Origin of the sequence: Candidatus Villigracilis affinis (genome assembly GCF_016705895.1) — a bacterium.
Classification (GTDB): domain Bacteria; phylum Chloroflexota; class Anaerolineae; order Anaerolineales; family Villigracilaceae; genus Villigracilis; species Villigracilis affinis.
Window position 1 is genome coordinate 59,919 of sequence record NZ_JADJKT010000038.1, and the last position, 26,085, is coordinate 86,003.

Below are 26,085 nucleotides of genomic sequence, written 5' to 3' on the forward strand. Positions count from 1 at the left end.
GAATAAGACTCATCTAAGTATTTACTTAATAGATAATGCAAAATAAAAAAGCACAGACGCTTGTGAATCACTTTACAGTGATCTCGGCAATGTCTTTTGTCCAATCGGCTTTGGGGATATGGGTGGTGGCAAGTTTCATGGTGCCGCGATTGCTGAAATCGAGGATGGTGTTTTCGCTCACCTGCTCGAACGTGAGCGTGGATGGTGAACCCGTGCCGCTCAGACTGACTTCGGTGAATTCTGTCACGCCAGCCAGAGCCAGCACATCAAGCAATTTGGGGCCTTCCTGCACTTTTCCGTCCACGGTGATCTGGGTGAGCGGCAGGCTTTTGATTGCTTCGAGGGTGACATCGAAAGTTGAGCCATCGGCTTTGACGATCTTGAACAGAACGGGCGAAGAGGGTTCGATTACTGGTTCTTCGGTGGGAGCGGCTGAGGCTGAGACTTCTGTCACTGACGCTTCAGCAGTTATCGGGGCGGTGGGAGGCGCGCCGCAGGCGGTCAAAAGAAAAATGGAGATGACCAGCAGGAGTTTTTTCATTTCTTAGTCAACTGCAACCATCACATTGGATGCCTTGATGACAGCGTAGGCTTCCTTGCCTTTTTTGAGGCCGAGGCTTTTTACGGAAGAGTTGGTGATGATGGAAACGATCTGGGTTCCACCCGCAACTTCGATAGTCACTTCAGAGTTGACGGCTCCCTTGACGATCTTTGTCACTTTGCCTTTGATAACATTTCTTGCGCTGAGTTTCATGATGTTTCTCCTTGTAGATTTACACGGCGATCTGTTCACCGCTATGCGTTGGGTTGTAGCCGACCAGCCTGCCCAGCGACGAGCGAAATGCCGAGGTTTGCAGGTAATCCAGCAGCGGTGAAAGGACTTCTTCGTTTTCACGCGGCAGGATCAGGTCGTAGCGTTCTTCGAAGAGGGGGATGAAATCCAATTCGTGCTGTTTGGCTGCGGCTTGCAGGCCGAGGGCAACATCTGCTGTTTTGGTGAAGACCGCCTGCGCGGCTTCGCTGTGGGTTTTGACCGATTGGTCGTAGCCGGGAATTTGTGCCGGGTCGAGTTTTAGTTTTTTCAATTCGTTATCGAACCAGATGCGCGTGCCCGAGCCTGAATTGCGGTTGATAAATTTGACATTTTCGCTTGCAAGGTCGGATATTTTTTTGATTCCCTTGGGGTTGCCCGATGCCACCATCAGGCCCTGGGTTCGATAGGCCAGCGTGACCAATTCCACGTTGCGGTCTGGAAACAAATGGCGGACGGTGGGGGTGTTGTATTCGCCTGTTTCATCTAAAATGTGTGCGCCGGAGATCTGGCATAATCCCTGCCGTAAATTGACCAACCCATCCAGTGAGCCGACGGGCATGCTCAACAAGGTGACGTGTTTGTTGAGGTGCTCAGCGATATCTTCCAGTGCCAGATCATGGCTGCCTGAGAAGATGATGGATTGTTTTTTGCTTTTCGGCAGAACAACTTCCTGTAAAAGAAAGGCCGCGGCTTTGGCGCGGTAGAATTTTTCGGTCACTTTCCCCGTTTTGCGCAGTTCAGATACTTCGATCAGCTCCGCAGATTCAAGCGCGAGGATGTGATGCCGCACCCATGCAGGGGACTGCTTCAAGATCCGTGCCAGGATTGTGAGCGTGGCGGGGGCCGCCATTAGCAGGCGCAGAATTTCCATTCGACGTGCATCTGCCAGCAGTTTGATCTGGTCGAAGGATTGAATGGTTTGGACTGTTTTCATGGGCATCTTTCGATTAAGGGGGAGCTTAATTGAGAGTCTACGAGCAAACTAAGGTTGTGTCAAGCGGAATCAATGTTTACACTTTTAAATAAAGAGACCGACTTGCCGTCGGTCTCTTTTGTGCTTATCCTAAATTCCCGATCGTTTTTTCCACTTCTTCCAATATCTCGTTCGATTTTACCAGCGCCTTCATCTTGTTATGGTCATTGTACAACGGGCGATCCACTTCAAGATGGTCCACATGTCTGCGAATCACTTCGCGTGCCTTAAGTGACCCTTTGCCCGGGGTGAATTCGCGGAAGTCGAGCGCCTGTGCCGCCGCCATGAATTCGATGCCAAGCACGCCATAGGCGTTATCCAGAATCTGTCCGTTCTTCAGGGCAGTGTTCATGCCCATCGAGACAAAATCCTCCTGGTCGGCTGCGGCGGGGATGGATTGGATCGAAGCAGGCGTGGAGAGGATTCTTTGTTCCACGATCAAATGATCGGCAGTGTATTGACTGAGCATTAACCCAGAGTAGAAGCCAGGCTCATGGGCGAGGAAATCAGGCAGTCCCTGCGAAAGAGCGGGGTTGGTCAATCGATTCAAGCGGCGTTCGGATAAAACACATACCATCGTGATGGCAATGCCTGCCATATCCATCGGGAGCGCAACGGGAGAGCCTTGGAAGTTTGCACCAGTGAGAGTCAACTTCAGTTCAGGGACGAAGATTGGGTTGTCGCCCACACCGTTCAACTCGATCTCAACCTGTGACCGCGCATAGGCAACCGCATCGCGGGCCGTGCCGATCACCTGCGGAGTGGAACGCATCGAGTAGGCATCCTGCACCTTTGTTTTCATTTTGCCTGTCGTCAGGTCTGAGCCTTCGACCAGTGTGGCGATATTTTTTGCGGAAGTGATCGCGCCTTTGAAGCCGCGTAATTCATGCAATTTCGAGTTGTACGGCTTCATATTCCCGAGCAACGCTTCAATGGACATCGCCGCGGCGATCTCAGCCTGCTTGAGGAAGCGTTCCATATCGTAAATATGAATCGCGGACATGGCCGTCAACAGATTGGAGCCGTTGATCGCGGCAAGTCCATCGCGCGCCTGCAAACCTGGAATTGGAATTCCCGCGCGCTCCATCGCATCGTGACCGGAAAGCCGCTCACCGTTGTAGAAGGCTTCCCCTTCGCCCATGAGAAGCAGGGCGGCTTGCGCCATCGGGGCGAGGTCGCCGCTTGCACCCACCGACCCCTTTTGACAAACAACTGGTGTGACGCCTTTATTTAGCATCTCCACCAGTGTAAGAGTGATCTCGGGTCTGCAGCCTGAATTTCCATGTGCATGGACGTTGATGCGCCCAGCCAGCGCCGCGCGGACGTGTTCAATGGGTGCGGGGTCACCAATGCCTGCTGCATGGTTGTAGATCAAATACTTTTGGAATTCCTTCACCTGCTCATCGTTCAATATCTTTTCGGAGAACTCGCCGATGCCGGTATTCGTACCGTACATGATCTCTTTGTTGGCAAGTTTTTCCTCCAGCATCGCGCGGCAAACCTTGATCCGCTCCAGTGCTTCGGGGGCTAATTCAACCTTCTCATTAAAGCGGGCAATGGCAACAAGTTTTTCAACTGTAAGTTCCGATCCATTCAGTGTGATGGTCATGGGCAAATCTCCTTTTTGATATTTTGAAATTGTACTTCGCTTTCATTATATTGTGAAAAGCGACGCAGGAAGAAGGCAGGACAGACGTTGCGTAATCATGGGAGAGGCGTAGGGTTGGCGTCAAGTAGTATTTGAATGCCTATGATAAAGTAATGACACAAGCTCATTTCTCTTCTCCTCCTTGTAGAAAGAGCGCCAGGGTCGGCAGCCCCTGGCGCTCTGACTTTAACCCTCTGGTAAAATCACCGCCATGTCCAACGAAAAAGAATATCTCCCAAAGATCGCAATGTCCATTCAGGCCCACCCCGATGACCAGGATTTTACTGTTGCGGGCACGCTTGCCAAATGGGCCAAAGCGGGATGCAAAGTCATCTCCGTTCTTATCACTAGCGGCGACTCTGGTTCAAATGATGTAACCAAAGGCGCAGACTATAAACCTGTGCTGGCAAAACTGCGTGAAGCGGAACAACTGGCCGCTAACGAAGTGCTCGGCATCGCTGAAACCGTCTTTCTTCATTATCCAGATGGAGAATTGATTGCCAGCCTCGCCCTGCGCAAAGACTTGACACGACTCATCCGCATGTACAAACCTGACGTTGTCGTATCGGGCGACCCTTCGGCCTGGTTCTACGGAAACGGATACATCAACCACCCGGATCATCGTGCTGCGGCAGAAGCGGCCACGTACGCGGTCTTCCCGTCAGCTGGGACCAGGCTCATGTTCACCGACCTGCTCGAAGCGGGGTATGAACCGCACAACGTCAAGCGGCTGTATATTCACGGGTCGGAAAAATCCGATACCTGGGTCGATATCGGCGAAACCATCGACATCAAGATCGAAGCGTTGAAGAAACACGTTAGCCAGTCTGATACCCATGATGTGGATGATTGGATGCACGAGTGGGCAAAAGAGGAAGGCAAAGAAAAAGGACTCGACTTTGCCGAAGCCTATAAAGTGATGATCTTGAAAAAAGAGGATGATATACCGGGTGAGTAGCCGAATCTCCGCTTAAATTAACGCAAAGACGCCAGAGACTAGTCTCTGGCGTCTTTGCGTTAAAAAATCCTTTTTGTCTGTGGCAATTGATTTTAGAAGAACAAACCGCCGATCAACGCCGAAGCGAGAGTCATGGTCACGTTGTCAATATCCTTGTAATGCAATGACTCAACTGCTGCACCCGCGAGTGCAATGAGCGTGATCGGTAAAACATAATGGGTGAACGGGGATGCGAAAACGCCAGCCGCCACATAAATGTAGATCATGATGCCTGCCATCAACAGGCCGCCCACGAAAACGCTGACCATGCCCGCAATGGATTTTTCCTTGCTCCATGGCAGTTTGGGCGAAGGGATGCGCCGCCCAACGATATCTGCAATGCCATCGCCGCCGCACATCATCATCAACGCGATAATGCCGATGGGATTCTCGCGCCAGTAGATCAACGTCAGAGCGACGAACATAATGCCGTAATAAAGCGGCCCGCGTAAAATTTCCTTCGGGTCACCTGTGCGTGACATGGCCTGCACAGATGCTTCATCTTTCAATACCCCTAGCCCGATCAACGCAAATTGCGCTGTCACGGCGAAAGGCACCAACGCCGCAAGCCAGCGGGCCTCGGGTGCATCATTGAAAAGGAACCAACACAACACGAAGAGGGGACCCGTGCCAATGTGGATGACCTTGCGGCTGAGTTTTCCATCCATCCAGCCCCGATGGGCGATGAAATCCATGGAACGCAAAAACAAAAGCGAGGCGGCAAAGGTAATGATGAGGGCGATATAGTTATTCACTTAAAACTCCTGGCGTTTGGTGGTGTGGTCGATTGGTTCGATAGTCTAAAACCCGTATTTGGGTAAAAAGATGTCCTGTCTAATTTTCTATGCTAAAATCCGTTCATGCAATTTGAGGTTTTCACCCTTTTGCCCGAAGTATTCCCCTCGTATCTTGACACCAGTATTATCAAACGTGCCCGCGAACGGGGATTGATTCATGTGCGTGTGCATAACATCCGCGATTATACCCATGACAAGCATCACATGACCGACGACACCCCCTACGGCGGCGGCGGCGGAATGGTGATGAAGCCCGACCCCGTTTTCGAGGCGGTTGAAACTGTCATTGGATTGAACACGCATTTCAACGACAGCCTCGAAGAACCCTTGGATTCCGTTCGGGACGAAGCGATACCGACTCCGCCGAATCCTGATTCAAACATCCCGATCATTTTACTCACCCCGCAGGGACGTGTCTTTAATCAAACCATCGCCCAGGAACTTTCCGCACACCCGCGCATTGCCCTGATCTGTGGCCGCTACGAAGGCATCGACGAACGCATCCGCGAACATCTTGTCACCGATGAAATTTCCATCGGCGATTTTGTGCTCACAGGCGGGGAACTTCCCGCGCTCATTCTCATTGACGCCATTGCGCGATTACTCCCCGATGTGCTAGGTGACCCTACTGGCGCGCAGGATGACTCGCATGCCATGGGCCTGCTTGAATATCCACACTACACCCGTCCGCCCGAGTTTCGCGGCTGGAAGGCTCCCGACATTCTGCTTTCCGGTGACCACGCAAAAATAGACAAATGGCGGCGGCAACAAGCCTTGGAGCGGACCTTCAAGAAAAGGCCGGACATGCTTGAAAAGGCCGAATTGACGAAGGAAGACCTGAAATTTATCCAAAAGTTGAAAAGTTCATAAGGCAGGTTGGAAAGTTCGTAAGTTGGAATGTTGATATATCGACTGCTCACCCAAGTCCTTCAACTTTCAAGCCTGCAACCTTCAACCTGTAACTTTCACCCTGTACCCATTGCATGGAGGAAACGATGTCATCACGATTGAATTACGGCAAGACCTTTCTGCTCGGCTTTGGCTTTTTTGGTTTAAGTGTGGTCTGGGGTGTGTATAACGCCTTCGTCCCGATCTTTCTTTCGGAAAAATTCGGCCTCTCTCCCATCGTGGTGGGTTTTTTCATGACATTGGATAATATTGCAGCTTTGTTTATTCAACCGCCCGTTGGCGCGTGGTCTGACCGATTACGCACCCCCATGGGCCGCCGTATTCCGTTTTTGCTGATCGGTGCGCCGATCACAGCCGTGGCCTTTGGGTTGATCCCATTGCCAGCCATATTGCCCTTATTCGTGGCTTGCACGAGTACATTGCTTTTGAGTGCCGCATTTTGGCGCACGCCCGTCATCGCGTTGATGCCCGATATTACACCTTCTGAATTCCGCTCGCAGGCGAATGGCATCATCAATTTTATGGGCGGCATTGGCACAATTGTTGCTTTGCAAACGGGCGGCCTTTTGTATAAGATGAGTCCCAATTTTCCGTTTTGGCTCGGTTCAGGCTTGGTTTTGCTTTCCGCTTTGATCGTTTACCTCTTCATCGAAGAACCGAAGGAATATTCAACCACGGAAGCGCAACCCGGTATGTTTGCCAGTCTGCGCGAAGTGATCAATGATGAAGATAAAAGCGGACTTCGCATTCTTTTTGCCATCTTTTTCTGGTTCATCGGCTTTTCTGCTGTAGAAACCTTCTTCACGTTGTATGCCAAGAATCATCTCGGCTTGCATGAAGGCGATGGCGCAACCTTGTTGTCGGTGCTGCCGTTGTTCTTCGTGCTGTTTGCCATCCCGTCTGGGTTTATCGCAGGCAAGATCGGACGCCGAACCACGATCTCGATCGGTTTGATCACATTGACCATCATGCTCGTACTGCTTTACGTGACCCCCGCGAAGGCGCTTTTGACGGGCATCGCGCCTCTGCCCTTGGTTGGTATTCCGTTGGTGGAAGGTGGTCCGCGCATGCTTACGTTGGCGGGCGTCCTGCTGATCTTTGGCGGCGCGGCCTGGGCGTTGATCAATATCAACTCCCTGCCCATGATCGTGGATTTGACCAATGCGGCGCGCATCGGCACTTTCACGGGTTTGTATTACCTGTTCTCCACCTTCTCTGCGATCGTCGGCCCGAACGTGAACGGCTGGGCCATTGAATTGACCGGGGGAAACTACAACATCATTATGTTGATCTCGCCGTTATTCATGATGGTTGCACTGTGGCTGATGCTTGGCGTCAAACGCGGAGAAGCGTCACAAGTAAATTAGGAATAAAAAATTGAAATTTAAAATATTTCTTCTTGCGATTGCATTGACGGCTCTCACGGCCTGCATGCAATCGCAAGATTGTTTTAGTGAAGAAGTCTTTTGCGCGGCATTGGTCACCGATACGCGCGGTATTAACGACCACGGTATGAATCAAGAAACCTGGGACGGGTTGGAGGAATCCAAGGCGGGTGGGCTGGCCGATCAGGTTGAGTACATCGAATCGGTCGATGCGCGTGATTACGAAAAGAACATCGCCTATTTTGCGGAACGAGGATTTGATGTGATCTTCACGACAGGCCCGGGCATGGATGACGAAACGCTTCGTGGTGCGGACCTGTATCCTGATTCTGTTTTCGTGGGCATATCCCAGCCTCAAGCGGAGGTGCGCCCGAATTTAACCTCTGTTACATTTGCAGAAGACCAAATGGGGTTTCTGGCGGGGGTGATGGCAGCCCGTCTTTCTGAAATGCGAGTTGTCGGCGCGGCTTGCGAGACAAGCGAGATCGATTCGATGTGGCGGTATTGTGAAGGTTTCCGCGCCGGGGTGTTGTCTGTGGATGAGAACATCAAGGTGATGGTGACCTATCGTGAAAATGCCAGCCGCGAAAGTCTTTTCATAGACGATGATTGGGGATATGAAACGGGGCTGGCTTTAATTCGGCAGGGTGCGGATGTGATTTTTGCAGCGGGCGGCGTCACGGGGGAGGGGGCACTCCGCGCGGCGTTGGATGAGCAGGTTGAAGCCATTGGTGCGGAGCGGGATCAGGGTGCAGCGGGCTACGGGGTTGTTTCCTCTGTCTATGGCAGGGCCAGTTTCGAGGTCCAGAATATGATCCGCTTGCTGCGGGGCGGAAATGTCTGGGAGCAGGCGAATGGTCAGTTTGGGTATGTGCCGTTTAATCAGAAATTCCCCGAAAGTTTGGCTCGTGAACTGGATTCTGTGATTTTGGGGCTTTTGAACGGTGAAATTAAGACGAATGTGTCACCTCAAAAGCCATAATTTGGCTTGAAATATGTCTGTAATAGTTCAGGCTTGCACAATAAAATATAAAGATTTATACTTGCAAAGTCGTAAAGGCTTTGCCAAAAAGGCAGACTTTTAAAACCCTATTCTTAGGAGAAGAAAAAATGAAAAAGCTTTACTTTGTAATGGCTCTGTTGATCGTCGCTTCGATGGTCCTCACTGCCTGCGGTGCAAGTGCGCCGACCGCTGAAGACTGCTCGAAGGAAGAAGTGTTCTGCGTGGGTCTCGTGACCGACGTGGGCAAGATCAATGACAAATCCTTCAACCAGTCCGCTTGGGAAGGCGTTCAGAAGTCCCAGGCTGATGGCGTGGCTGATGTTGTTCAATTCATTGAGACATCCGATGCCAAGGATTACGCCAAGAACATCGCCCAGTTCGGTGATGCTGGTTACGATGTCATCGTGACCGTTGGTTTCGGTCTCGGTGAAGCAACCGCTGCCGCCGCTGCGACCTACCCGAGCGTCCGCTTCATCGGCGTGGATCAGTTCCAGGCTGAAACCGTCGCTGGCGTTTCCGGTTTGAACTTCCCCGAAGACAACGCTGGCTTCCTCGTTGGCGCCCTCGCCGCGATGATGTCTGAGAGCCACAAGATCGGCGCCGTTTGCGGTACCGATGTGGTTCCTCCCGTTTGGCGCTTTGGTGAAGGCTACAAAGCCGGCGCCGCTTATGCTGATGGCATGAACGGAACCACCACCGAAGTATTCGTTGTGTACCACAGCGATGTGGGCTTCGACAAGACCTTCACCGATCCCGAATGGGGCGCTCAGACTGCCAAGTCCATGATGGACCAGGGCGCTGATGCCGTCTTCGGTTGTGGTGGTCTCACCGGTAACGGTGCTATTACCGCCGCCGCCCAGGCTGGCGCCTACGCCATCGGCGTGGACACCGACCAGTACCTGACCCTGCCCGAAGCTGCTTCCCGCATGCTCTCCTCCGCGATGAAGCTCATCACCCCCGGAGTTGCCGACCTGATCAAGGCCACCAAAGATGGTTCCATCGCTGATGGCAACGTCTTCGGCGCCGCTGGTTACGCTCCGTTCCACGATCTCGATAGCAGCGTCCCCGCTGATGTCAAGGCCACCATGGAAGAGATCAACAAGGGTCTGCTCGACGGCTCCATCAAGACCAACGTTGCTCCTGTCAAGCCGTAAGTTTTTCACGTTGTAAGAGAGAGGGAAAGAGGCGCGAGTCTCTTTCCCTTTTTTATTTGATTTTGTAATACCGGTATGGGGTTTCCAGGCGGCTTGTTTGATATAATTGTCCTACAATTCACAGTTCCACTGGAGCGAAGGATGCAAGAAGAAAAGCAATCAAATTCGCTGATAAAACAAATATTGCAGACGATTTCAGATAACAGCCTGGTCCCATTTTTGGCGATTCTGACAGCGGTAGTTGTTGGCGGCGTGATTATCGCATTTGTAGGCGGAAATCCCATATTAGCCTACCGGGGGTTGATCGAAGGTTCATTTGGCTCAACGAAGGCATTAAGTGAAACCGCTGTTTGGGCGACTCCATATATCTTTGCAGGCTTGGCTGTTGCGCTGGCTTTCAAAGGCGGGTTGTTCAATATTGGCGCTGAAGGTCAGCTGGCGGTTGGTGCAGTTGCCTCGTCATTGATCGGTTACGCCCTGCCTGAATGGCTTGGCTACGATCTGCCTGCGATTATTCATCTTCCATTGGCGGTCCTTTTTGGTGTATTGATGGGCGGCCTTTGGGCGGCCATTGTCGGATGGTTAAAAGCGTATACGGGCGGGCATGAAGTCATCAATACCATCATGATGAACTACATTGCACTCAATACCACATCCTTTTTATTGAACGGCGTGATGAAGGATAGAAGCCCAACCAACGTGATCGCGCGTACACCGTTGATCGCGGATAGTGCGCGGATCCCTCCGATCTTCGATGGGCTGCGTGTGCACTGGGGATTCATTCTTGCTTTGCTGGTTGCGTTTGGGATTTGGTGGTTACTTAATAAAACGACCGTGGGTTTTCAGATCCGCACCGTGGGCTTGAACCCGGATGCTGCGAAATATGCCGGTATTAATGTCAAGCGAATTATCATCCTTACCATGGCGCTTTCCGGTATGCTGGCTGGCCTTGCAGGCACAATTGAAGTGACCGGCTTGAATTACCGTCATGAACTTGGCTTTTCGATCGGGTATGGCTATGATGCCATCGCCATTGCCCTGCTTGGAAAGTCACATCCTTTGGGGGTTGTACTATCAGCCTTCCTTTTTGCGGCAATGCGCAATGGGGCGACACGCATGCAGTTCCTTACCCAAATGCCAGTGGACCTGATTTCCATGATCCAGGCGTTCATTCTGCTTTTTGTTGCAGCGGATGCGATCGTACGGTATATCTATCGCATCAAATCCAAAGGTGAACGCGTCGTACTTACCCGGGGCTGGGGAGGCTAGGAGAAAAAATGGACTGGAAACGTTTTGGCTTTATTGCCTTGATCATCGTTGTTCTTTTTGGCACAGTCGTCATGATCGGACAGGTGAAACAACCGCCTGTGTTGATCATCACCAGTATGCTGGCCACCACCATTGCAGTCGCCACACCGTTGGCTCTGGGCGCTCTTTCCGGTGTCTATTGCGAACGGGCTGGGGTGGTTAATATCGGCATCGAAGGTATGATGCTGACCTCTGCTTTCTTCGGCTGGTTGGGCGCCATTTACATGTATCATATTTTCAAGATTCCGCCTTCGATCAGCATTGTGCTCGGCGTGATGTTCGCAATACTCACTGGTATGCTGATGGCATTGCTTCATGCAGCCCTCTCCATCACCTTCAAAGTGGATCAGATCATCGGCGGAACGGTCATCAATATTCTGGCTGTTGGTTTAACAGGTTTTTTGAATCGTCAATTGTTTTTCGGGGCAACCAGTGTATTTAAAGGCAGTGTGCCAAGCTCCCCGGGAGTTTTACCCACCATTCACGTTCCACTCACAGAGATTTTTACATCCGTTTGCGGAACATCTGCTTCCTGCCTCGAAAACCTGGCGGCGATCAATCGTGTGTTCGATCAAAAGCCGATTGCCATCAGCGCCATTCTGCTGGTGTTCTTCTCTCACTATGTGTTGTTCAATACGCGTTGGGGATTGCGCACCCGCGCGGTGGGTGAACACCCCAAAGCGGCTGATACAGTGGGCATCAATGTGATCAAGATGCGCTACGCAAACGTTCTGATCGGCGGCATGTTCGCCGGGTTGGCTGGTGCGTACTTTACGATCGAATCAGTCCCGTCTTTTGAGCCTCTGCTTACAAATGGACGCGGTTTTATTTCACTGGCAGCGATGATCTTCGGAAACTGGACTCCCATCGGCGCATGGGCGGCTTCGCTGGTCTTCGGTGCATCTCAGGCACTTCTCATCAATATGCAGATCTTCCGCGATGTCATTCCTCCACAATGGTCGTTCCTGCAGGAATCCTATATTGTTGGGCTTACACCGTATATTCTCACCATGTTCATCCTGACGGGCATTATCGGCAAGACCACGCCGCCTGCTGCTGATGGCGTTCCGTACGAGAAATAGGAGGCGGACATGACAGAAGCAAATATCGTCCTGGAAGCAAAAAATATTACCAAGCAATTCCCTGGTGTGCTCGCCAGTGACAATGTCAATTTTGACCTGCGCAAAGGTGAGATCCACGCCCTATTAGGAGAGAACGGTGCTGGGAAAAGCACATTGATGAATCTGATCTATGGTTTGCATCTCCCGGACAAAGGCGAGATTTTCGTCAACGGAAAGCCGATTGAGATCAAATCTCCCAATGACTCCATCGCGGCTGGCATTGGCATGGTGCATCAACACTTCATGCTCATCCCCGTCTTTACCGTGGCGGAAAATGTCATGCTTGGCGATGAAGTAACCAAACGAGGCTCACTGGACCGTGTTACGGTTGCTGCAAAAATTAACGAAATATCCAAACAGTATGGTCTTGATGTAGACCCGAATGCACTGGTTGGTGACCTACCTGTTGGTTTGCAACAGCGTGTTGAAATCGTCAAAACGCTCTATCGCAATGCAGAGATCGTTATTCTCGATGAACCAACCGCCGTTCTCACTCCGCAGGAAGCGGAAGACCTTTTCCGTATTATGCGTGACCTGACAGCACGCGGTGTATCCATTATTTTTATCACTCACAAACTCAAGGAAGTCCTCGCCGTGGCAGACCGCATTACAGTCATGCGCGCAGGTCGTGTGATCAACACGGTTCAGCCTTCGGAGACGAACGAAGCACAATTGGCTAATATGATGGTAGGTCGCCAGGTGATCCTCACCGTTGAAAAGAAGGATCACGCTGCCAGCGGTGATATCCTTAAAGTGGAAGGCCTTTCTGCGCGCGACCAACGCGACTTGGAAACGGTTCACAATGTTTCCTTTACAGTACGCGGCGGCGAAGTACTTGGAATTGCCGGTGTTCAAGGCAATGGCCAGACCGAACTTTCAGAAGCCTTGACCGGCCTGCGTGCCCCGACCGGCGGAAAAGTAACCATGGATGGGATCGACCTGACCGGCAAATCGCCGCGGGTCATGACTGAGGCAGGCTTGGCCCACATTCCGGAAGATCGCCAGCGCCACGGACTTGTTCTGTCCTATAGTGTCGCCGACAACATGGCCCTCTGTGATTATTATCGTCCGCCCTTTAGCAGTCGCGGCGTTATTCAACAAAAGGCGCTTGATGAAAACGCGCGCAAACTGATTGATGCATTCGATGTTCGTACACCTTCTCCGTTCGTGAACGCCGGGAAACTCTCCGGCGGCAACCAGCAAAAGGTGATCGTGGCACGTGAATTGAGTCGCCACAATGTAAAGCTTGTTATCGCGAACCAGCCCACCCGTGGTTTGGACGTCGGTTCTATTGAGTACATCCACAGCGAGATCATCAAGATGCGTGATCGTGGTGTGGCGGTCCTGCTCATTTCCGCTGAACTGGACGAGGTCATGGCGCTTTCTGACCGCATCGCTGTCATGTATCGCGGCCAGATCGTGGCTGTGGTGGATTCGAAGAAGGCCACCCGCGAACAACTTGGCTTGTGGATGGCTGGCGCCCACGTGGAAGCTGCACAAGCATAAATCCATATTGTTGTAAAATATCACTTCCCTGTATTTCTGGCTGAGAACAGGCTTGGATGTCAATTTGACTTATCAAGATCCTTTCGGCTGGTCTGGCAGGGAAGCGGTTTTGTAATGTTCCAAATATTAAGGAGATAAAAAAATGAAGAAATACATGTATATACTGATCGTTGTTATGCTGGCTGTCAGCATATCAGCTTGCGGCGGCGGAAATGCTGCTGCCACAGAAAGCCCGGTGGATTCGGGCGCCCCTGTCGATGCGGGTGCTCCAGCTGATTCTGGTGCGCCCGCCGATCCCGGCGCAGCGGTGGATGTCCCTGCAGATCCCGCCGATGCAGGCGTCGCGGATGAGATGGATGGTTTTATGTTCCCTCCGATGCCGGGCGAATCTGAACCGAAGGATGATGTCAATTACTTTGTTGCCATTCTTCGCGAACAATCGGGGATTAGCGGCGATCTTCAATTGATAACTGCTGTGCCTGCCACAACCACCTGGGAAACTGTCCTAGCCTATTATGACCAGCAGGCAAAAAACAATGGCTGGGTTCTTGAGAAGACCGAGGAAGTTACAACCCAGAAAGGGTATCTCTGTACCGTGGCCCTTTTTACTCACGGCAACAATAAGATCCTGATTGCCTATTACCCGTTGAATGGTGAAGTGAACATTCTGCAGGTTCAAGGTCAATAAAACTAATTCGCATATGCAACAGCGCAAAATCACTCGATTTTGCGCTGTTTTGTTGTAATCTTTGACTGGAAAAGATACTCAAATTAAATTTTATTCTGGGAACAAATAAATGCGAATGGGCGTTAAAGCAAATGGTCCGCTGAGTCAATGAACATATTCAAGCCGTCATACCCGAATTGATATAAATATGCTGGAACTTGACTGCGGTACAATATCACGAATTCAAAGGAGAGAAGATCATGAAGAAAAAAATCCGCTTATTTCACCTGCTGATTATCTTCACCTTGTTTTTAAGCGCATGCAACCTGCCCTCGAACAATGTTGAAGATATTGCAAGTACTTCTGCCGCACAAACTGTTGAGGCTTTGTTAAGCGCGACTTCCGCAATTGTTATCAGAACACCGACTTTTACTGTAGCTCCCCCGCTTGTGACTGCTACTCTTACACCGATTCCCCTGCCCATCATCACCAGCACTTCAGCGGCGACGGCCACCTCCAATTGTAATGTCGCTCAATTTATAACAGATGTGACCTTCCCGGATGGTACAGCAGTGACCCCTGGCCAGGCATTCGTCAAAAAATGGCGCATCAAGAACATCGGCTCATGCACCTGGACAGGTTTTTCATTGGTCTTTGACAGCGGCGACTCGATGGGTGGCCCTGCTTCCAAGCCGATCAGCACTGTTGGCCCCGGGCAGGAAATTGATCTTGAAGTCAATCTCACTGCCCCGACCACGACCGGCACTTATAAAGGCTATTGGCGCATCACGACGAATGGAAATGTCCTTGTCCCTGTCGTCAGCGGATATCAAGGTAAATCCTTCTATGTGGATATTAAAGTCCAGAATACAACTACCGGGTCGCCGAGTGCCACAGCCACGATTACACCCACGGCTACCATCACTTCCACTCCCTTTGTATTTACCGTCACCAGTGTTCTCTTCAATGTGACGGGCTCATGCCCGAATTTCAATTACACATTCAGCGTTACAACGAGTGGACCGGGTACAGTTACCCTGCATCGGGTGTTCAGCGACGGGTCTGCGGATCCTTATCCAGCCACCCTGAGCTTCAATTCAGCGGGCACGCAGACCAGCCCAAGCATTCCCATGACCTTTAATAAGCCGGGCAGCAGCGCCTGGGTCGATGTTTACATCGATTCGCCGAACCAAAAGCAATTTGGGCGCGCCACGTTTACCTGTCCGTAACGAGTTTCGATATAAAATGGAACGCGCCCGGGAAAACCGGGCGCTTCTGTTTAACAGTATAATTATCAGCGCGAAAGGAAAAAAATGTTCAAAAAAATCAGATATATACTATTCACCTCAATTGCTGTCTCCTCTTTACTCCTAACAGCCTGTGGCAGCGGAGCAACACCGGAAAGCACGCAAGACACCAGTGGCATGCAGACCGCTGTGGCGCAGACTGTTGCTGCACTTAACATCAGCGAAGGTACTCCCACTCCCGAACTTCCTGTTTTCACATCGACCCCCCTGTTATTTGCGCCCACCCTTACACCGCTTGCCCCGGTCGCTTCCCCCACGCGAACCCGCAACCCATCGGTATCTGAATGCGCCCAGGCAAGCCTCATCAGCGAGAACATTCCGGATGGAACGATCTTCAAACCTGGTCAGGCTTTTACCAAGACCTGGGAGATCAAGAACACGAGTCCCTGTTCATGGGATACCAGCTACAAGATCGTCTTCCGCGGCGACGATGTCTTGGGCGGCGCCTATGTCTACAACCTACCCCAGGCGGTGGATCCTGGGCAAATTGTGCCCATCTCCCTTTTGTTTATCGCCCCGCAAGCCGATGCAACCTACACATCCAGATGGATGCTCCAAACGCCGGACGGCGTTGAGTTTGGTGTGGGGGAGTACAGCGCGCCGTTCTATACGGAGATCGTTGTCTCATCCTCTGCCAACCCGGGGTTTGCCATTACCTCTGTTGAATACAATGTTGTACGCGATCCTGCCACGGGATGCCCTGCGAATGTGAATCACATTGTGTATGCCACATTCACTAGCAACGGCCCGATCGAATTCAGCTACTATTGGATGCAAAGCGATAACAACAACTCCAATCCGAAAATATTGAAAATGGATGCTGCTGGCACGTTGACCATATCCCGCGAATGGAAACTCCATCTCGGAAGTACCCCGGGCACAAAATGGATGGCCATCGTGATCGTGGATCCGGTTCAGCAGGAATATCCACATGCGGAATTCACCTATTTGTGTGGAAGTTCGTAATTTCATCGAATTCCCTCTTGAGCAAATGGAAGCCAGCGCAAGCTGGCTTCTTTTCTAGACGGAACCAAACGCATTTGTCAGGCGTCCTTGTTACTGGGAACCCATCTTCCGGAGAAGTGTCATGTTTACGAAAAAAACACCTGTTTTTCTCTTTGTTGCAATTTTGACGGCCGTTCAACTGGCCTGTAATTTTGCAAACAGCACTGCGACGCCTGATACATTTGCCACTTTGAATGAACTGTATACCGCGTCTGCCCTGACCCTTGAAGCTGATCCTACACAACCGGCAGTGCTCTTGCCGACAGCCACCCCGGGCCTGCCCCTGCCCACGTATAGCCCGGGTCCGCCTCCAACTGGGTTTCCTGTTGCTACAGCGACGAATCGCCCCGTTTATGACCCACCAGTTCCAACGTCTATATGTGACGCGGCGGAATTCGTCAAAGATATGACCTACCCGGATGGTACGCCCGTAACGCGTAACACCACTTTCGAGAAGACCTGGCGCATTAAGAATGTCGGCACTTGCACATGGACGACATCCTACTCGCTTGTTTTCGCTGGCGGTTATCCAATGAGCGGCCCAGCCGTTTCGACGCTCGCAAGATCTGTAAGCCCTGGCGCTTCGATTGATATTACTGTAAAGCTGACCGCTCCCAGTGAAGAAGGGGAGTATCTTGGCTATTGGAAACTTCGCAACACGAATGGCGTAAATTTTGGGATCGGCGATAAAGCGGAGAAGGCATTTTGGGTTGAGATCAGAGTGCCCGGAGCCTCCTACATGGCTTATAGTTTTGTGGAACATTTTTGTGAGGCCGATTGGCGAAATGAAGACGTTGCTCTTCCGTGCCCCGGCAAGGTGAGCGACCCCAACGGTTATGTTCTAAGGCTGGATTCCCTTGTGATGGAAAACGGTGTGACCGAGAATAACCCCAGCCTGCTCACTGTGCCGCAGGATGTGCGGCATGGCGAGGTCAGCGGAGAGTACCCAGCCTTCACGATTCAAGCAGGGGATCACTTCCGCACGATTGTGGGCTGTCAATACGAAGCGAAGAAATGTGATGTTGTATTTCGCCTCGATTACAAGAAGAACGGGACGGTAAAAAATCTATTCCACTGGAATGAAGTGTATGAGGGCAATTCTTACCCCATTGATTTTGACCTGAGTTCACTGGCCGGTGATTCAGTGAAGCTCATCCTCGTGGTCACTGCCAACGGCGGACAGAATCAGGATTATGCGATCTGGCTGCATCCGTTTATCCTGCGGCAGGGGACGCCCGGACCCACAGCGGCGCCCACGCTGACCTTCACACCGACCCCCACACCCACCGCAACGCCCACCAGCACGCCCACGCCGTAGGTGCGTTATAATAAAGTTAACTAATCGAGTTGCTGTCTAACAAGATTCACAGGAAATTTAACGCGAGGGCGCATAGACGCTATTAAAAACTGGCGGATTGACGGCTTTGTGTTAAGAAAACCTGGTAAGACCAGAGCAGAGAATACAGGCAGCAGTTTGAGTTAACTATGTTCGGAGGTACCTATAATGAGAGTTCGTAAATTTTTTTGGCTGGCGGTCTTTTCCATGCTTGCCATGATCCTCAGTTCCTGTAATCTGGGAGCCACTCCGGTCCCCACGCAGGATCTGGGCGCGGTACAGACACAGGCATTTAATACTGTTTTGACCCAGGTTGCGGCGCAAAGTTCCCCGACTCCTTTGCCGACCAATACCCTCCTGCCAACAAACACACTTTCGGCACCTGCCACGTTTGCGTCGGTTGGCGGTGGTGGTGCCACTCCCATTCCCTTTAACACCCAGCAGCCTGTTTTGGGGATCACTCCTCTGGCCTCCCCTGTGCCAACTGTATCCGTTTTTGCAACTATCACAACCAAGAACGGCTGCAATGACGGGATTTTGGTCAAGGAGAGTGAGCCTTTTGACGGTGACGTATTGCAGCGCGGGAAGGCTTTCGAAAAAGTCTTTCAATTTTTGAACACTGGTACTTGTGTATGGGATGAGGGGTACACCTTTGCCTTCCTCCCCGATTTTTCCACACCGGGTTTCAAAGGTTCCGATATTGTCATCAAAAAAGCTGAAGATTACGTCAAAACGGGCGCCAACATTTCGTTTGTCTTGAAGCTGGTCACCAATAACGCGCCTGGTGAATATATCGGTACCTGGAAAATGAGAGATGACGAAGGTAATTACTTCGGCTCCATGGTATGGGTTAAATACGTCATTAAATAGTCGGCAGATAATCAAGAGAGGAACCATGAAAGTTAGATTTGTCATTTTTGCAGTAATTACCACGCTGATCCTGGCTGCTTGTGCACCTGCCACTCCCGTTGTGCCGACGCCCGATGTGCTTGCCATTCGCACCTCTGCGGCATTTACAGTAGTTGCGGAGTTCACTCTTACAGCCGCCGCGTTCACACCCACCCCGATGCCTCCCACAGCGACATTCACCGCTGAACCTCCACCCACTGAAACTCCAACCATCGCATTTTCAACCGACCCGACCCAGATCGCGCTTGGCACTCCTGCGGGCCCAGCCTGCGATGACTATTCCTTTGACGCCGCCACAGTGGATGTCACCATTTTGGATGGCACCGCCATGACGCCAGGACAGGAATTTGTCAAAACCTGGAAGATCAAGAACACAGGCATCTGTGCCTGGGGTGATGGCTATGGCCTCGTTTATGCCTATGGTGATAAGATGGGCGGCGTGCCCGTTCCCATCGGCCTGGTTGAAGTGGGTCAGGAAGTGGAAGTGTCTGTCAATTTCAAAGCCCCCGATCAGATCGGCGAATACACCAGCGCATGGCAAATGGCAAACTCCAAGGGCGTTACCTTTGGCAAAGCCATTCTTAAAGATTTTCGTAAATATCGTTAGTGCGTCCACATAATCTGGTAAATCAGCACACCATTTCTCAAAATCAACTTGTCCGACCTCAAGCAAGCCATTAAAGACAAAGCGCGCCAGCTGGGATTCATCCTGGCTGGCGTTACTTCTTGCGAGTCACCTATGGACTACGGTATTTTCGAAGAATGGATCAATGCGGGCAAACACGGCACAATGAACTACCTCGCCGAAGAACGCAATCGCATCCGCCGCGCGGACCCCAAACAAATTCTCCCCGAATGTAAATCCATTCTCGTCCTCGCCTTGCCATACCAACCTGTAACCTTCAACCTTCAACCTTCAACCCTTCGCATTTCCTCCTACGCCCTCGGCGATGACTACCACGATATCATCCCCCCGCGCCTGCAACAGATCGTGGAATTCATTGAAGAGCAAATCGGTCATCCCGTCCCCAATCGTTATTACACCGATACAGGTCCCATTCTCGAACGCGAACTTGCCCAACGCGCAGGCCTCGGCTGGATCGGCAAAAACTCCATGCTCATCAACCCAAAGATGGGCTCCGCATTTTTTCTCGCTGAAATCCTGCTCGGCATCGAACTCGAACCCGATGACGCCCTCATCACCGATCACTGCGGCACCTGCACGCGCTGCCTCGAAGCCTGCCCCACGCAATGCATCCTCCCCAATCGCACCCTCGACGCGCGCCGCTGCATCTCCTACCTCACCATCGAACTCAAAGACGACATCCCCGAAGAATTACGTCCGCTTATGCAGGATTGGATTTTCGGATGTGACGCCTGTCAACAAGCCTGCCCATGGAATCGATTCTCACCCCCGGCAGATCCCGCTTTCGAATCGAAAATCCCGCTTCCTGTCTTGACCTCTGACCTGCTTCTGACATCCGTTGAATTTAATCAGCGCTTCAAGAAGAGTCCTATAAAGCGTGCCAAGCGACGTGGTTATCTCCGCAACCTGGCTGTTGCTGTTGGAAACAACGGCAATGAAAATGACCTTCCTGTTTTAGAACAAGCCGCTCAAGACGAAGAACCGATGATCCGCGAACATGCGAAATGGGCTGTCCAAAAAATAAATGCGGATTGAAGTCCGCACTCCTGGAAAATGAAATGAAAAAACTTCTTATCGCGACAAATAATAAAGGCAAAGTAAAAGAGCTTCAGGAACTTCTCAAAGAATTGGATGTTGAACTTGTCACTCCTGCCGATATCAACCTGAATCTCGATGTGGAGGAAGATGGCGCGACCTACATTGAGAACGCCTCGAAGAAAGCCATCGCTTTCGCCCAAGCCAGCGGACTGATCTCCCTCGCCGATGACTCGGGTCTTGAAGTAGATGCACTCGACGGCGCACCAGGTTTGTATTCCGCGCGCTATCATCCCAAGCCCGGCGCAGACGATGCAGATCGCCGTGCGTACATGGTTGAAAATCTAAAAGACAAATCGCGCCCGTGGACAGCGCACTTCCATGCCACGATTGCCATCGCGGTTCCTGGCGAGGATGTGAAAATCGCCGATGGCGATTGCTACGGTGAGATCATCCCCGAGGAACGCGGCACAGGCGGCTTTGGCTATGATCCCATTTTCTTCATGCCTGAACTGGGTAAGACCATGTCTGAGTTGGAAATGGAAGAAAAAAACCGCCTCAGCCATCGGGCCAGGGCGGTGATGAATGCAATGCCTATTTTGAGAGAAATATTTTTTTAACTGACCGATCTCTGTTCGGTGCTGTTCGTCTCTGGTGAATTGGTAGAATCTGCTTGAAATGTTGATTCTGTCTCTTGGGCAGGATCAACTTCAACGTTAAGTTCGACGCGGTCTTTTTTCGTCTTCCTCGTGCGGATGGGTATTGAATCGACGAATTTTTTTAGCAGATCTGCCACGATATCGGGCTGCTCAGCCATGACGAGATGCCCTGCGTTTTCCACAATGTGAAGCGTGGCGTTGGGCATGTTTTCCTGCAGCAGCTCGGAATATTTTACGGGCATCATCCTGTCTTCCACACCGCAAATGATTAGGGTGGGGACGCGGATCTTTTTCAACTGGCTGGTTACGTCAAATTCATTGCAGGCAAGAAAATCGCCGAGCAGCACGGGCGGGCGCACATCGAGCATTTGACGTTTTGAGAGGTCTTTCAAGTTTTGCGGGGCATCTGCACTAAAACAGCTTTCATTGATCAATTCGACCGCGGATTCGAATGTATTGGGGCTTCCTACTGTTTCCAAAATGAGGGAGGCCACGCGCATTTTCGAGCCGCTGCCCAGCAGACCCAGTCCGCGTACTTTTCGCGGATATTTTGCTGCGATCGCGAGCGCGATGGCGCCGCCCATGGAAACGCCCACAAAGACAGCAGTGCGAAGTTTCAATGCCTGCATGAATGCAAGCACATCATCAACATAATCATCGATGGATTGTCTGCCGTTCCCCTCGGATTTTCCGTGCCCGGGCAGGTCGAGCGAATACACCTTTTCATCCACCATGCGGCGAACCTGCGGCGGCCACGATAAATGATTACCGCCCGCTCCATGAATGAGGATTACGGGCGGGCGTTTTGTAGGAGTATCTTCTTCTGCCTCGTGGGCAAAGTAATATAGATTTGCTGCGGTAGGCATGTTTTATTTTGAACGCATGTGATGCAGGCGGTCTGCAGCTTCCTCGGTGAGGGGAATGTAGACCTGTACTTTGGTGCCCTTCCCCAGCGTGGAATCGAGTTGGAATAATCCGTTTACAAGTTCTGCACGCTCACGCAAATTTACCATGCCGAGGCTGCTGTTGGCTCGTTTGTCGTATGCCTCGGTTATGGATTTTACGTCGAAGCCCATGCCATTATCTGCGATCTCCAACAGGGCAATACCCGCATCCATTTGAGTTAAGCTGACGGCGATGGTTTCAGCCGCCGCGTGTTTGCGGGCGTTGTTGACGGCCTCTTCAATGATATAGAAGATCACGCCCTGCTTGCCCATTTCCAATTGAGTGGTCACTCTTTCATCGATATTATGCGTCACTTTTTGGGCATAGGTTTCCTGCATTTTATCTGACATGGCCTGGATCGCTGCAACGAGGCCTTGCGATTCAAGGATGAGCGGGCGCAGGGTGAAGAGCATGTGGCGGATTTCCTTGGTGGTGCGATGCGCCAGCTCTTCCAGTTTGACCACTTCATCGGCGGCAGAATTGACATCCTTTGCCAGCATGCGCCGCATGATGTTGAGGCGCATGGCAATGGCCGCGACAGATTGGGTGGGCCCATCGTGCAGATCGCGCGCCAGCTTCTTGCGCGCTTCTTCGTGGATCTCCACCATGCGTTCTTTTTCCTCGACAAGGTCCTGATACAAACGCGCATTCTGGATCGCGATCACGGCTTGACGGCCAATGATATCGAGCAGGTTGCGGCGCTCCATTGTGAAATACTCCGAGTCAGGATGGGCGAATAACAGCACACCGTACACATTGAATCCGCTGCGCAAGGGGAAACAATATCCGCTCGTACAATTGCGGAGCGCGATCACGCGGCCGAGTTCGGGGTCATAGCCGATGTCTTTGAACCAGAGCGGCTCGCCTTCGTCGATTGTCTTTTTGAGGATGCCTTCCGCGGCATCAAAGGTGACACGCATATCGGCAGTAGTGAAGCGCCGCGCCGACCCGATCCGCAATTTGCCGCCGTTGAACAGCATCACCACACCAACGAGGGGATCACTATGCAGTTGTTCAGGGTCGGGATTTAATGCGGAAGCGCTCAGGTTAAGTGCAGATTCAAGCACACGTTTGTAACTTAAAGTGGAGGATAATGCGGCCGTCAATTCATAAATGGCGCGCATGCGTTCGGCTTGCAGGGCGCTTTTTCTCTCTTCAGAATCCAGCCACAGTTCGCGATTCTTTCTCATATGGATGATCATACGCTTGCCGAGAAAACCGAACACCAGACTTAATGCGATCAGGGATGCAGAAAAAGCGATGGCGAGCGGCAGGCTGTCCTCGGCTTGTACGCCCATGTAGATCATAAGCACTGAGAACAATACGGAGGCAATCACCGCCCCCAGTAATTCAAAAAATATCGAACCCGTCAGGATCGGAAGGATGCCAGCCCAGACCGCAGGTCCGCGCAGACCGCCTTGGGCCCAATAGAATAATCCAGCCAGGGTAATATCAACAAGTGTACTGAAAAGGCGGTGGTAGGCCACGCGTATGTTCATTCCTGCCAGCGCGGTCATGAAAAGATTCCAGGCGATCAATAACCCCAGCGGCCACGAAACTGCAATTTCAAGTTTGTCCCCGAGTCCAAGTGAAACGACAAAGCCGACCAGAATGATCCATCTCAAAGATATGGCAAACCAGTCTGCCATGTAGGGCGAATCAAATCTTCGTAACATAACTTCCCTATGATAACGAAAAATATCCGGTACGACAACCAGGGTGACTTACAGCTAGATTACACCTTGTTAAGTATTGTAGCCCATTTGAGTTAAATATGGGCCAAGCTTCTCTTTTAAGAGCGATTTTTGTTCGTCATTGTAGGCTTCGCGAAAACGCCCGATTTTGCCCTTGTAGAAATGCAGACCCTGCTGCCCTTCCGCAGTACTTGGACGATATTGCTCGATCACCTTGCGGACCTCAGGCCTGCTCCCGTTTAATTTGAGATATTCGACCAATTTGGCAGATTCAACATCATAATTCGTCAACAGGTCTTCGTAGCGCGCGGTGAGGACATTCTTCTCTTTGATCCATTTTTCCCAAATGTGGACATATTCCATCATGAAATCCATGCTCTTGTCAAAATCGGACAGGTGCGAGAATGCATTGGGGCGGCCTTTGGTGAGCGCACGCTGACCGAAATCGAAGGCCGAGAGCATGGCGTCGCGCGGATCACGATAAATGTATGTGATGCGCAGCCTGCCCAGGGTCGAGAGCAGACGCGAGGCATTCGTCGGCGCGGAGTGTGCCTTGATGACGAAAGTATTGACCAGCGCGGGAATCATCACCAGTCCAAGCCTTCTGGCTGAAAGCACACCGATATTGCAGTTGACCTCGGTGAGGACATTTTGCAGCCGATACCGTTCGCGGATATCGCGCGCATCGGCACAGCCTGTGGTTTTCATGAGATCGTGAATTAGATTGTAGTGCCAGCCCGACCCAGCGCGCGGCATTCCGACGGATAGTACGATCATTTAATTTCCTTATTTTGGAGTGCAACGCCCTGCCCAGAATCTGTTAAAGAGTCTCCAGAGGTTGCCGCAAGCCCTACCAGTATGCCCGGAATGATCCAGAGGTTCGGCGTTGTGAGCGAATCCTGTGTGAAATTATAAAATGTGATTGCAAACCATGCAAATATTCCCGCCACTGCTGCAAATCGAGCCCAGCTTTCCCTGCGGCGCAGAAGGCTGAGTATATCGCCAAGTATGTAAAACTGAAATGCTGCGAACAAAAAGAAGCCGATCAAACCCGTTTCAGCCAGCAGGCGCACGTACAGATTTTTTGGGTTGGGATACAGCCTGTTTTCAGGGCTGAGTTGTTTGGCGATCTCAGGCACGGTGGTGAGCGACCAATCGGGCAGGTTCGGGTAAATGTAGAAACCGCTTGCTCCGAGGCCCACACCCGCCCAGGGATATTCCTCGAAAGCAGATAATGCCCCAGCGGAGTATGCACCGCGCGCGCCCGCGTTGATATCCACAATGTATTCGCTCAAGCTTTGCGCGTCCGTTTCCCATAAACGGCGGAAGAAATTTTTCTGGCTGAGGAACAGGAACGTGCCTGCGAATGCGCCAATGATCGCGACGATGATTCCGATTCGAAATGCCATTTCCAAAACACGTCCGCGAAAACCGCTGATGAACCAATTCCACACCGAGCGGGTGACATCGCGGCCCATGAATAAAAATGTCAACCCAGCCGCGGCAATGGTGGTGATCAATCCGCCGCGTGAGTAGGTTGCCAAAACCACCAGCAAAGACAATGCCAGTAGAACAGGTTCCAGCCATTTCAGTCGTGTGATGCGGAAATTCGTCAGCACGGCGGCAAATAAAAATGGGATGAAGGTCGTCGCGAATTGTCCCGCAAGCCAGGCGGGTTCATATGCAAGGCCAGAGATTCGATTCGTGCGCACGAGTTCACGCATTGAAAATGCGCGCTGCCAGTGCGTCACCATTTCTTTTTCGAGCAGGCCCGTGTAAAACGTGACTGCCTGCAAACCGCTCCATGCAAGATCGAGGCACAATCCCGCAAACAGCCATTTGACCGTGAAACGGAAATCATCTTCGTCTTTGTTCATCCATAGGGCGGCGATGAAGAAGGCGATGCCGATGAAGAGAGTTGCGAGCGCGCGGATGGCTCTGCCTGAATAGGTTTGCCCGCGCAATGGGATCGGATCGATCAACGCCCCGAAGCTGGTCGCTGCCACCATGAACAGGACCAGCACCCCAAGCGGAATCAACGCGCCTGACCAATTGAGCTTTGTTTTTCCGCGCCACGCCAGAATCAGCAGCAGCGGAATCAAAACCGCCAGCGGATACATCGCCAGCGGACGAACCAATGTGCCTTCACCCAAAAATGGAAACCAGCGGAAACTGGTTACAGGCAAAGTCAGCAACGCCGCACCCCAAAGGATGCGGGAGATTTTGTGAGGGTTGTTTACCACTGAGGTCGCAGAGAACACGGAGGT

General features: G+C 51.7%; 25 protein-coding genes. 16 read left to right on the top strand and 9 right to left on the bottom strand.

Annotation, left to right across the window (positions count from 1 at the left end; genetic code table 11):
- Window positions 1-67: 67 nt before the first annotated feature.
- The 4 genes from IPI86_RS21050 to IPI86_RS21065 form a co-directional block, all read right to left on the bottom strand.
- Window positions 68-541: a hypothetical protein gene (locus IPI86_RS21050; RefSeq protein WP_345299989.1), complete on the bottom strand. Its 474-nt coding sequence runs from the start codon at window positions 539-541 to the stop codon at window positions 68-70.
- 3 nt (window positions 542-544) lie between these two features.
- Window positions 545-754 carry a TOBE domain-containing protein gene (locus IPI86_RS21055; protein WP_345299990.1) on the bottom strand — a complete coding sequence of 70 codons (210 nt, stop codon included), beginning with the start codon at window positions 752-754 and terminating at the stop codon, window positions 545-547.
- Between the two features lie 19 nt (window positions 755-773).
- Window positions 774-1,748, bottom strand: a complete 975-nt coding sequence (locus IPI86_RS21060; protein ID WP_345299991.1) for a substrate-binding domain-containing protein — start codon at window positions 1,746-1,748, stop codon at window positions 774-776.
- Window positions 1,749-1,872: 124 nt separating this feature from the next.
- Complete coding sequence (locus tag IPI86_RS21065) at window positions 1,873-3,396, bottom strand: aromatic amino acid ammonia-lyase (RefSeq protein WP_345299992.1); 1,524 nt, start codon at window positions 3,394-3,396, stop codon at window positions 1,873-1,875.
- Between the two features lie 250 nt (window positions 3,397-3,646).
- Here IPI86_RS21065 and IPI86_RS21070 point away from each other — a divergent pair, with 250 nt between their 5' ends.
- Entirely contained in the window at window positions 3,647-4,393 is a 747-nt protein-coding gene (locus IPI86_RS21070; RefSeq protein WP_345299993.1) for a PIG-L deacetylase family protein, read from the top strand.
- Between the two features lie 92 nt (window positions 4,394-4,485).
- Here IPI86_RS21070 and IPI86_RS21075 read toward each other — a convergent pair whose 3' ends face one another.
- On the bottom strand, window positions 4,486-5,187 hold the full coding sequence (locus tag IPI86_RS21075) for a phosphatidate cytidylyltransferase (RefSeq protein WP_345299994.1): 702 nt from the start codon (window positions 5,185-5,187) through the stop codon (window positions 4,486-4,488).
- 105 nt (window positions 5,188-5,292) lie between these two features.
- On the opposite strand from IPI86_RS21075, the gene trmD reads away from it, so the two are divergent.
- The 15 genes from trmD to rdgB all read left to right on the top strand — a co-directional run bounded on the left by trmD (window position 5,293) and on the right by rdgB (window position 21,140).
- Window positions 5,293-6,099: a tRNA (guanosine(37)-N1)-methyltransferase TrmD gene (trmD, locus tag IPI86_RS21080; protein ID WP_345299995.1), complete on the top strand. Its 807-nt coding sequence runs from the start codon at window positions 5,293-5,295 to the stop codon at window positions 6,097-6,099.
- 125 nt (window positions 6,100-6,224) lie between these two features.
- On the top strand, window positions 6,225-7,505 hold the full coding sequence (locus IPI86_RS21085; RefSeq protein WP_345299996.1) for an MFS transporter: 1,281 nt from the start codon (window positions 6,225-6,227) through the stop codon (window positions 7,503-7,505).
- Between the two features lie 10 nt (window positions 7,506-7,515).
- Window positions 7,516-8,505 (top strand): BMP family ABC transporter substrate-binding protein, encoded by a 990-nt coding sequence (locus IPI86_RS21090; protein ID WP_345299997.1) that lies wholly within the window; start codon window positions 7,516-7,518, stop codon window positions 8,503-8,505.
- 128 nt (window positions 8,506-8,633) lie between these two features.
- Window positions 8,634-9,680, top strand: a complete 1,047-nt coding sequence (locus IPI86_RS21095) for a BMP family ABC transporter substrate-binding protein (RefSeq protein WP_345299998.1) — start codon at window positions 8,634-8,636, stop codon at window positions 9,678-9,680.
- A gap of 141 nt (window positions 9,681-9,821) precedes the next feature.
- Window positions 9,822-10,949 carry an ABC transporter permease gene (locus tag IPI86_RS21100; RefSeq protein WP_345299999.1) on the top strand — a complete coding sequence of 376 codons (1,128 nt, stop codon included), beginning with the start codon at window positions 9,822-9,824 and terminating at the stop codon, window positions 10,947-10,949.
- Window positions 10,950-10,957: 8 nt separating this feature from the next.
- Window positions 10,958-12,070: an ABC transporter permease gene (locus tag IPI86_RS21105; RefSeq protein ID WP_345300000.1), complete on the top strand. Its 1,113-nt coding sequence runs from the start codon at window positions 10,958-10,960 to the stop codon at window positions 12,068-12,070.
- Between the two features lie 9 nt (window positions 12,071-12,079).
- The gene (locus IPI86_RS21110; protein ID WP_345300001.1) at window positions 12,080-13,615 is read left to right on the top strand and encodes an ABC transporter ATP-binding protein; all 1,536 of its coding nucleotides are present in this window, start codon (window positions 12,080-12,082) and stop codon (window positions 13,613-13,615) included.
- A gap of 142 nt (window positions 13,616-13,757) precedes the next feature.
- Window positions 13,758-14,303 (top strand): hypothetical protein, encoded by a 546-nt coding sequence (locus tag IPI86_RS21115; protein WP_345300002.1) that lies wholly within the window; start codon window positions 13,758-13,760, stop codon window positions 14,301-14,303.
- 239 nt (window positions 14,304-14,542) lie between these two features.
- Entirely contained in the window at window positions 14,543-15,511 is a 969-nt protein-coding gene (locus IPI86_RS21120; RefSeq protein ID WP_345300003.1) for an NBR1-Ig-like domain-containing protein, read from the top strand.
- Window positions 15,512-15,595: 84 nt separating this feature from the next.
- Window positions 15,596-16,555, top strand: a complete 960-nt coding sequence (locus IPI86_RS21125) for an NBR1-Ig-like domain-containing protein (RefSeq protein ID WP_345300004.1) — start codon at window positions 15,596-15,598, stop codon at window positions 16,553-16,555.
- A 121-nt stretch (window positions 16,556-16,676) separates the two neighbouring features.
- A complete protein-coding gene (locus IPI86_RS21130; protein WP_345300005.1) occupies window positions 16,677-17,912 on the top strand; it encodes an NBR1-Ig-like domain-containing protein in 1,236 nt (411 codons plus the stop codon).
- Window positions 17,913-18,098: 186 nt separating this feature from the next.
- Window positions 18,099-18,800, top strand: coding sequence for an NBR1-Ig-like domain-containing protein (locus IPI86_RS21135; protein WP_345300006.1), 702 nt, complete (start codon window positions 18,099-18,101; stop codon window positions 18,798-18,800).
- A gap of 25 nt (window positions 18,801-18,825) precedes the next feature.
- Entirely contained in the window at window positions 18,826-19,446 is a 621-nt protein-coding gene (locus tag IPI86_RS21140) for an NBR1-Ig-like domain-containing protein (RefSeq protein WP_345300007.1), read from the top strand.
- Between the two features lie 48 nt (window positions 19,447-19,494).
- Window positions 19,495-20,520, top strand: coding sequence for a tRNA epoxyqueuosine(34) reductase QueG (gene queG / locus IPI86_RS21145; protein ID WP_345300008.1), 1,026 nt, complete (start codon window positions 19,495-19,497; stop codon window positions 20,518-20,520).
- 23 nt (window positions 20,521-20,543) lie between these two features.
- Window positions 20,544-21,140, top strand: a complete 597-nt coding sequence (rdgB, locus tag IPI86_RS21150) for an RdgB/HAM1 family non-canonical purine NTP pyrophosphatase (protein WP_345300009.1) — start codon at window positions 20,544-20,546, stop codon at window positions 21,138-21,140.
- Here rdgB and IPI86_RS21155 read toward each other — a convergent pair.
- The 4 genes from IPI86_RS21155 to IPI86_RS21170 all read right to left on the bottom strand — a co-directional run bounded on the left by IPI86_RS21155 (window position 21,137) and on the right by IPI86_RS21170 (window position 26,079).
- Window positions 21,137-22,045: an alpha/beta hydrolase gene (locus tag IPI86_RS21155; RefSeq protein WP_345300010.1), complete on the bottom strand. Its 909-nt coding sequence runs from the start codon at window positions 22,043-22,045 to the stop codon at window positions 21,137-21,139. The two genes, rdgB and IPI86_RS21155, sit on opposite strands and share 4 nt — an antisense overlap.
- A 3-nt stretch (window positions 22,046-22,048) precedes the next feature.
- Window positions 22,049-23,800 (bottom strand): GAF domain-containing sensor histidine kinase, encoded by a 1,752-nt coding sequence (locus tag IPI86_RS21160; protein WP_345300011.1) that lies wholly within the window; start codon window positions 23,798-23,800, stop codon window positions 22,049-22,051.
- 69 nt (window positions 23,801-23,869) lie between these two features.
- Window positions 23,870-24,595 (bottom strand): sulfotransferase domain-containing protein, encoded by a 726-nt coding sequence (locus tag IPI86_RS21165; RefSeq protein ID WP_345300012.1) that lies wholly within the window; start codon window positions 24,593-24,595, stop codon window positions 23,870-23,872.
- Entirely contained in the window at window positions 24,592-26,079 is a 1,488-nt protein-coding gene (locus IPI86_RS21170; RefSeq protein ID WP_345300013.1) for an O-antigen ligase family protein, read from the bottom strand. The genes IPI86_RS21165 and IPI86_RS21170 overlap by 4 nt, the downstream gene beginning before the upstream one ends.
- Window positions 26,080-26,085: the final 6 nt, after the last annotated feature.

Bases quoted from the DNA above. Each gene is read 5' to 3' on its own strand.
- IPI86_RS21050 (WP_345299989.1), bottom strand. From the start codon at position 541: ATGAAAAAACTCCTGCTGGTCATCTCCATTTTTCTTTTGACCGCCTGC.
- IPI86_RS21055 (WP_345299990.1), bottom strand. From the start codon at position 754: ATGAAACTCAGCGCAAGAAATGTTATCAAAGGCAAAGTGACAAAGATC.
- IPI86_RS21060 (WP_345299991.1), bottom strand. From the start codon at position 1,748: ATGAAAACAGTCCAAACCATTCAATCCTTCGACCAGATCAAACTGCTG.
- IPI86_RS21065 (WP_345299992.1), bottom strand. From the start codon at position 3,396: ATGACCATCACACTGAATGGATCGGAACTTACAGTTGAAAAACTTGTT.
- IPI86_RS21070 (WP_345299993.1), top strand. From the start codon at position 3,647: ATGTCCAACGAAAAAGAATATCTCCCAAAGATCGCAATGTCCATTCAG.
- trmD (WP_345299995.1), top strand. From the start codon at position 5,293: ATGCAATTTGAGGTTTTCACCCTTTTGCCCGAAGTATTCCCCTCGTAT.
- IPI86_RS21085 (WP_345299996.1), top strand. From the start codon at position 6,225: ATGTCATCACGATTGAATTACGGCAAGACCTTTCTGCTCGGCTTTGGC.
- IPI86_RS21095 (WP_345299998.1), top strand. From the start codon at position 8,634: ATGAAAAAGCTTTACTTTGTAATGGCTCTGTTGATCGTCGCTTCGATG.
- IPI86_RS21100 (WP_345299999.1), top strand. From the start codon at position 9,822: ATGCAAGAAGAAAAGCAATCAAATTCGCTGATAAAACAAATATTGCAG.
- IPI86_RS21105 (WP_345300000.1), top strand. From the start codon at position 10,958: ATGGACTGGAAACGTTTTGGCTTTATTGCCTTGATCATCGTTGTTCTT.
- IPI86_RS21110 (WP_345300001.1), top strand. From the start codon at position 12,080: ATGACAGAAGCAAATATCGTCCTGGAAGCAAAAAATATTACCAAGCAA.
- IPI86_RS21115 (WP_345300002.1), top strand. From the start codon at position 13,758: ATGAAGAAATACATGTATATACTGATCGTTGTTATGCTGGCTGTCAGC.
- IPI86_RS21120 (WP_345300003.1), top strand. From the start codon at position 14,543: ATGAAGAAAAAAATCCGCTTATTTCACCTGCTGATTATCTTCACCTTG.
- IPI86_RS21125 (WP_345300004.1), top strand. From the start codon at position 15,596: ATGTTCAAAAAAATCAGATATATACTATTCACCTCAATTGCTGTCTCC.
- IPI86_RS21130 (WP_345300005.1), top strand. From the start codon at position 16,677: ATGTTTACGAAAAAAACACCTGTTTTTCTCTTTGTTGCAATTTTGACG.
- IPI86_RS21135 (WP_345300006.1), top strand. From the start codon at position 18,099: ATGAGAGTTCGTAAATTTTTTTGGCTGGCGGTCTTTTCCATGCTTGCC.
- IPI86_RS21140 (WP_345300007.1), top strand. From the start codon at position 18,826: ATGAAAGTTAGATTTGTCATTTTTGCAGTAATTACCACGCTGATCCTG.
- rdgB (WP_345300009.1), top strand. From the start codon at position 20,544: ATGAAAAAACTTCTTATCGCGACAAATAATAAAGGCAAAGTAAAAGAG.
- IPI86_RS21155 (WP_345300010.1), bottom strand. From the start codon at position 22,045: ATGCCTACCGCAGCAAATCTATATTACTTTGCCCACGAGGCAGAAGAA.
- IPI86_RS21160 (WP_345300011.1), bottom strand. From the start codon at position 23,800: ATGTTACGAAGATTTGATTCGCCCTACATGGCAGACTGGTTTGCCATA.
- IPI86_RS21165 (WP_345300012.1), bottom strand. From the start codon at position 24,595: ATGATCGTACTATCCGTCGGAATGCCGCGCGCTGGGTCGGGCTGGCAC.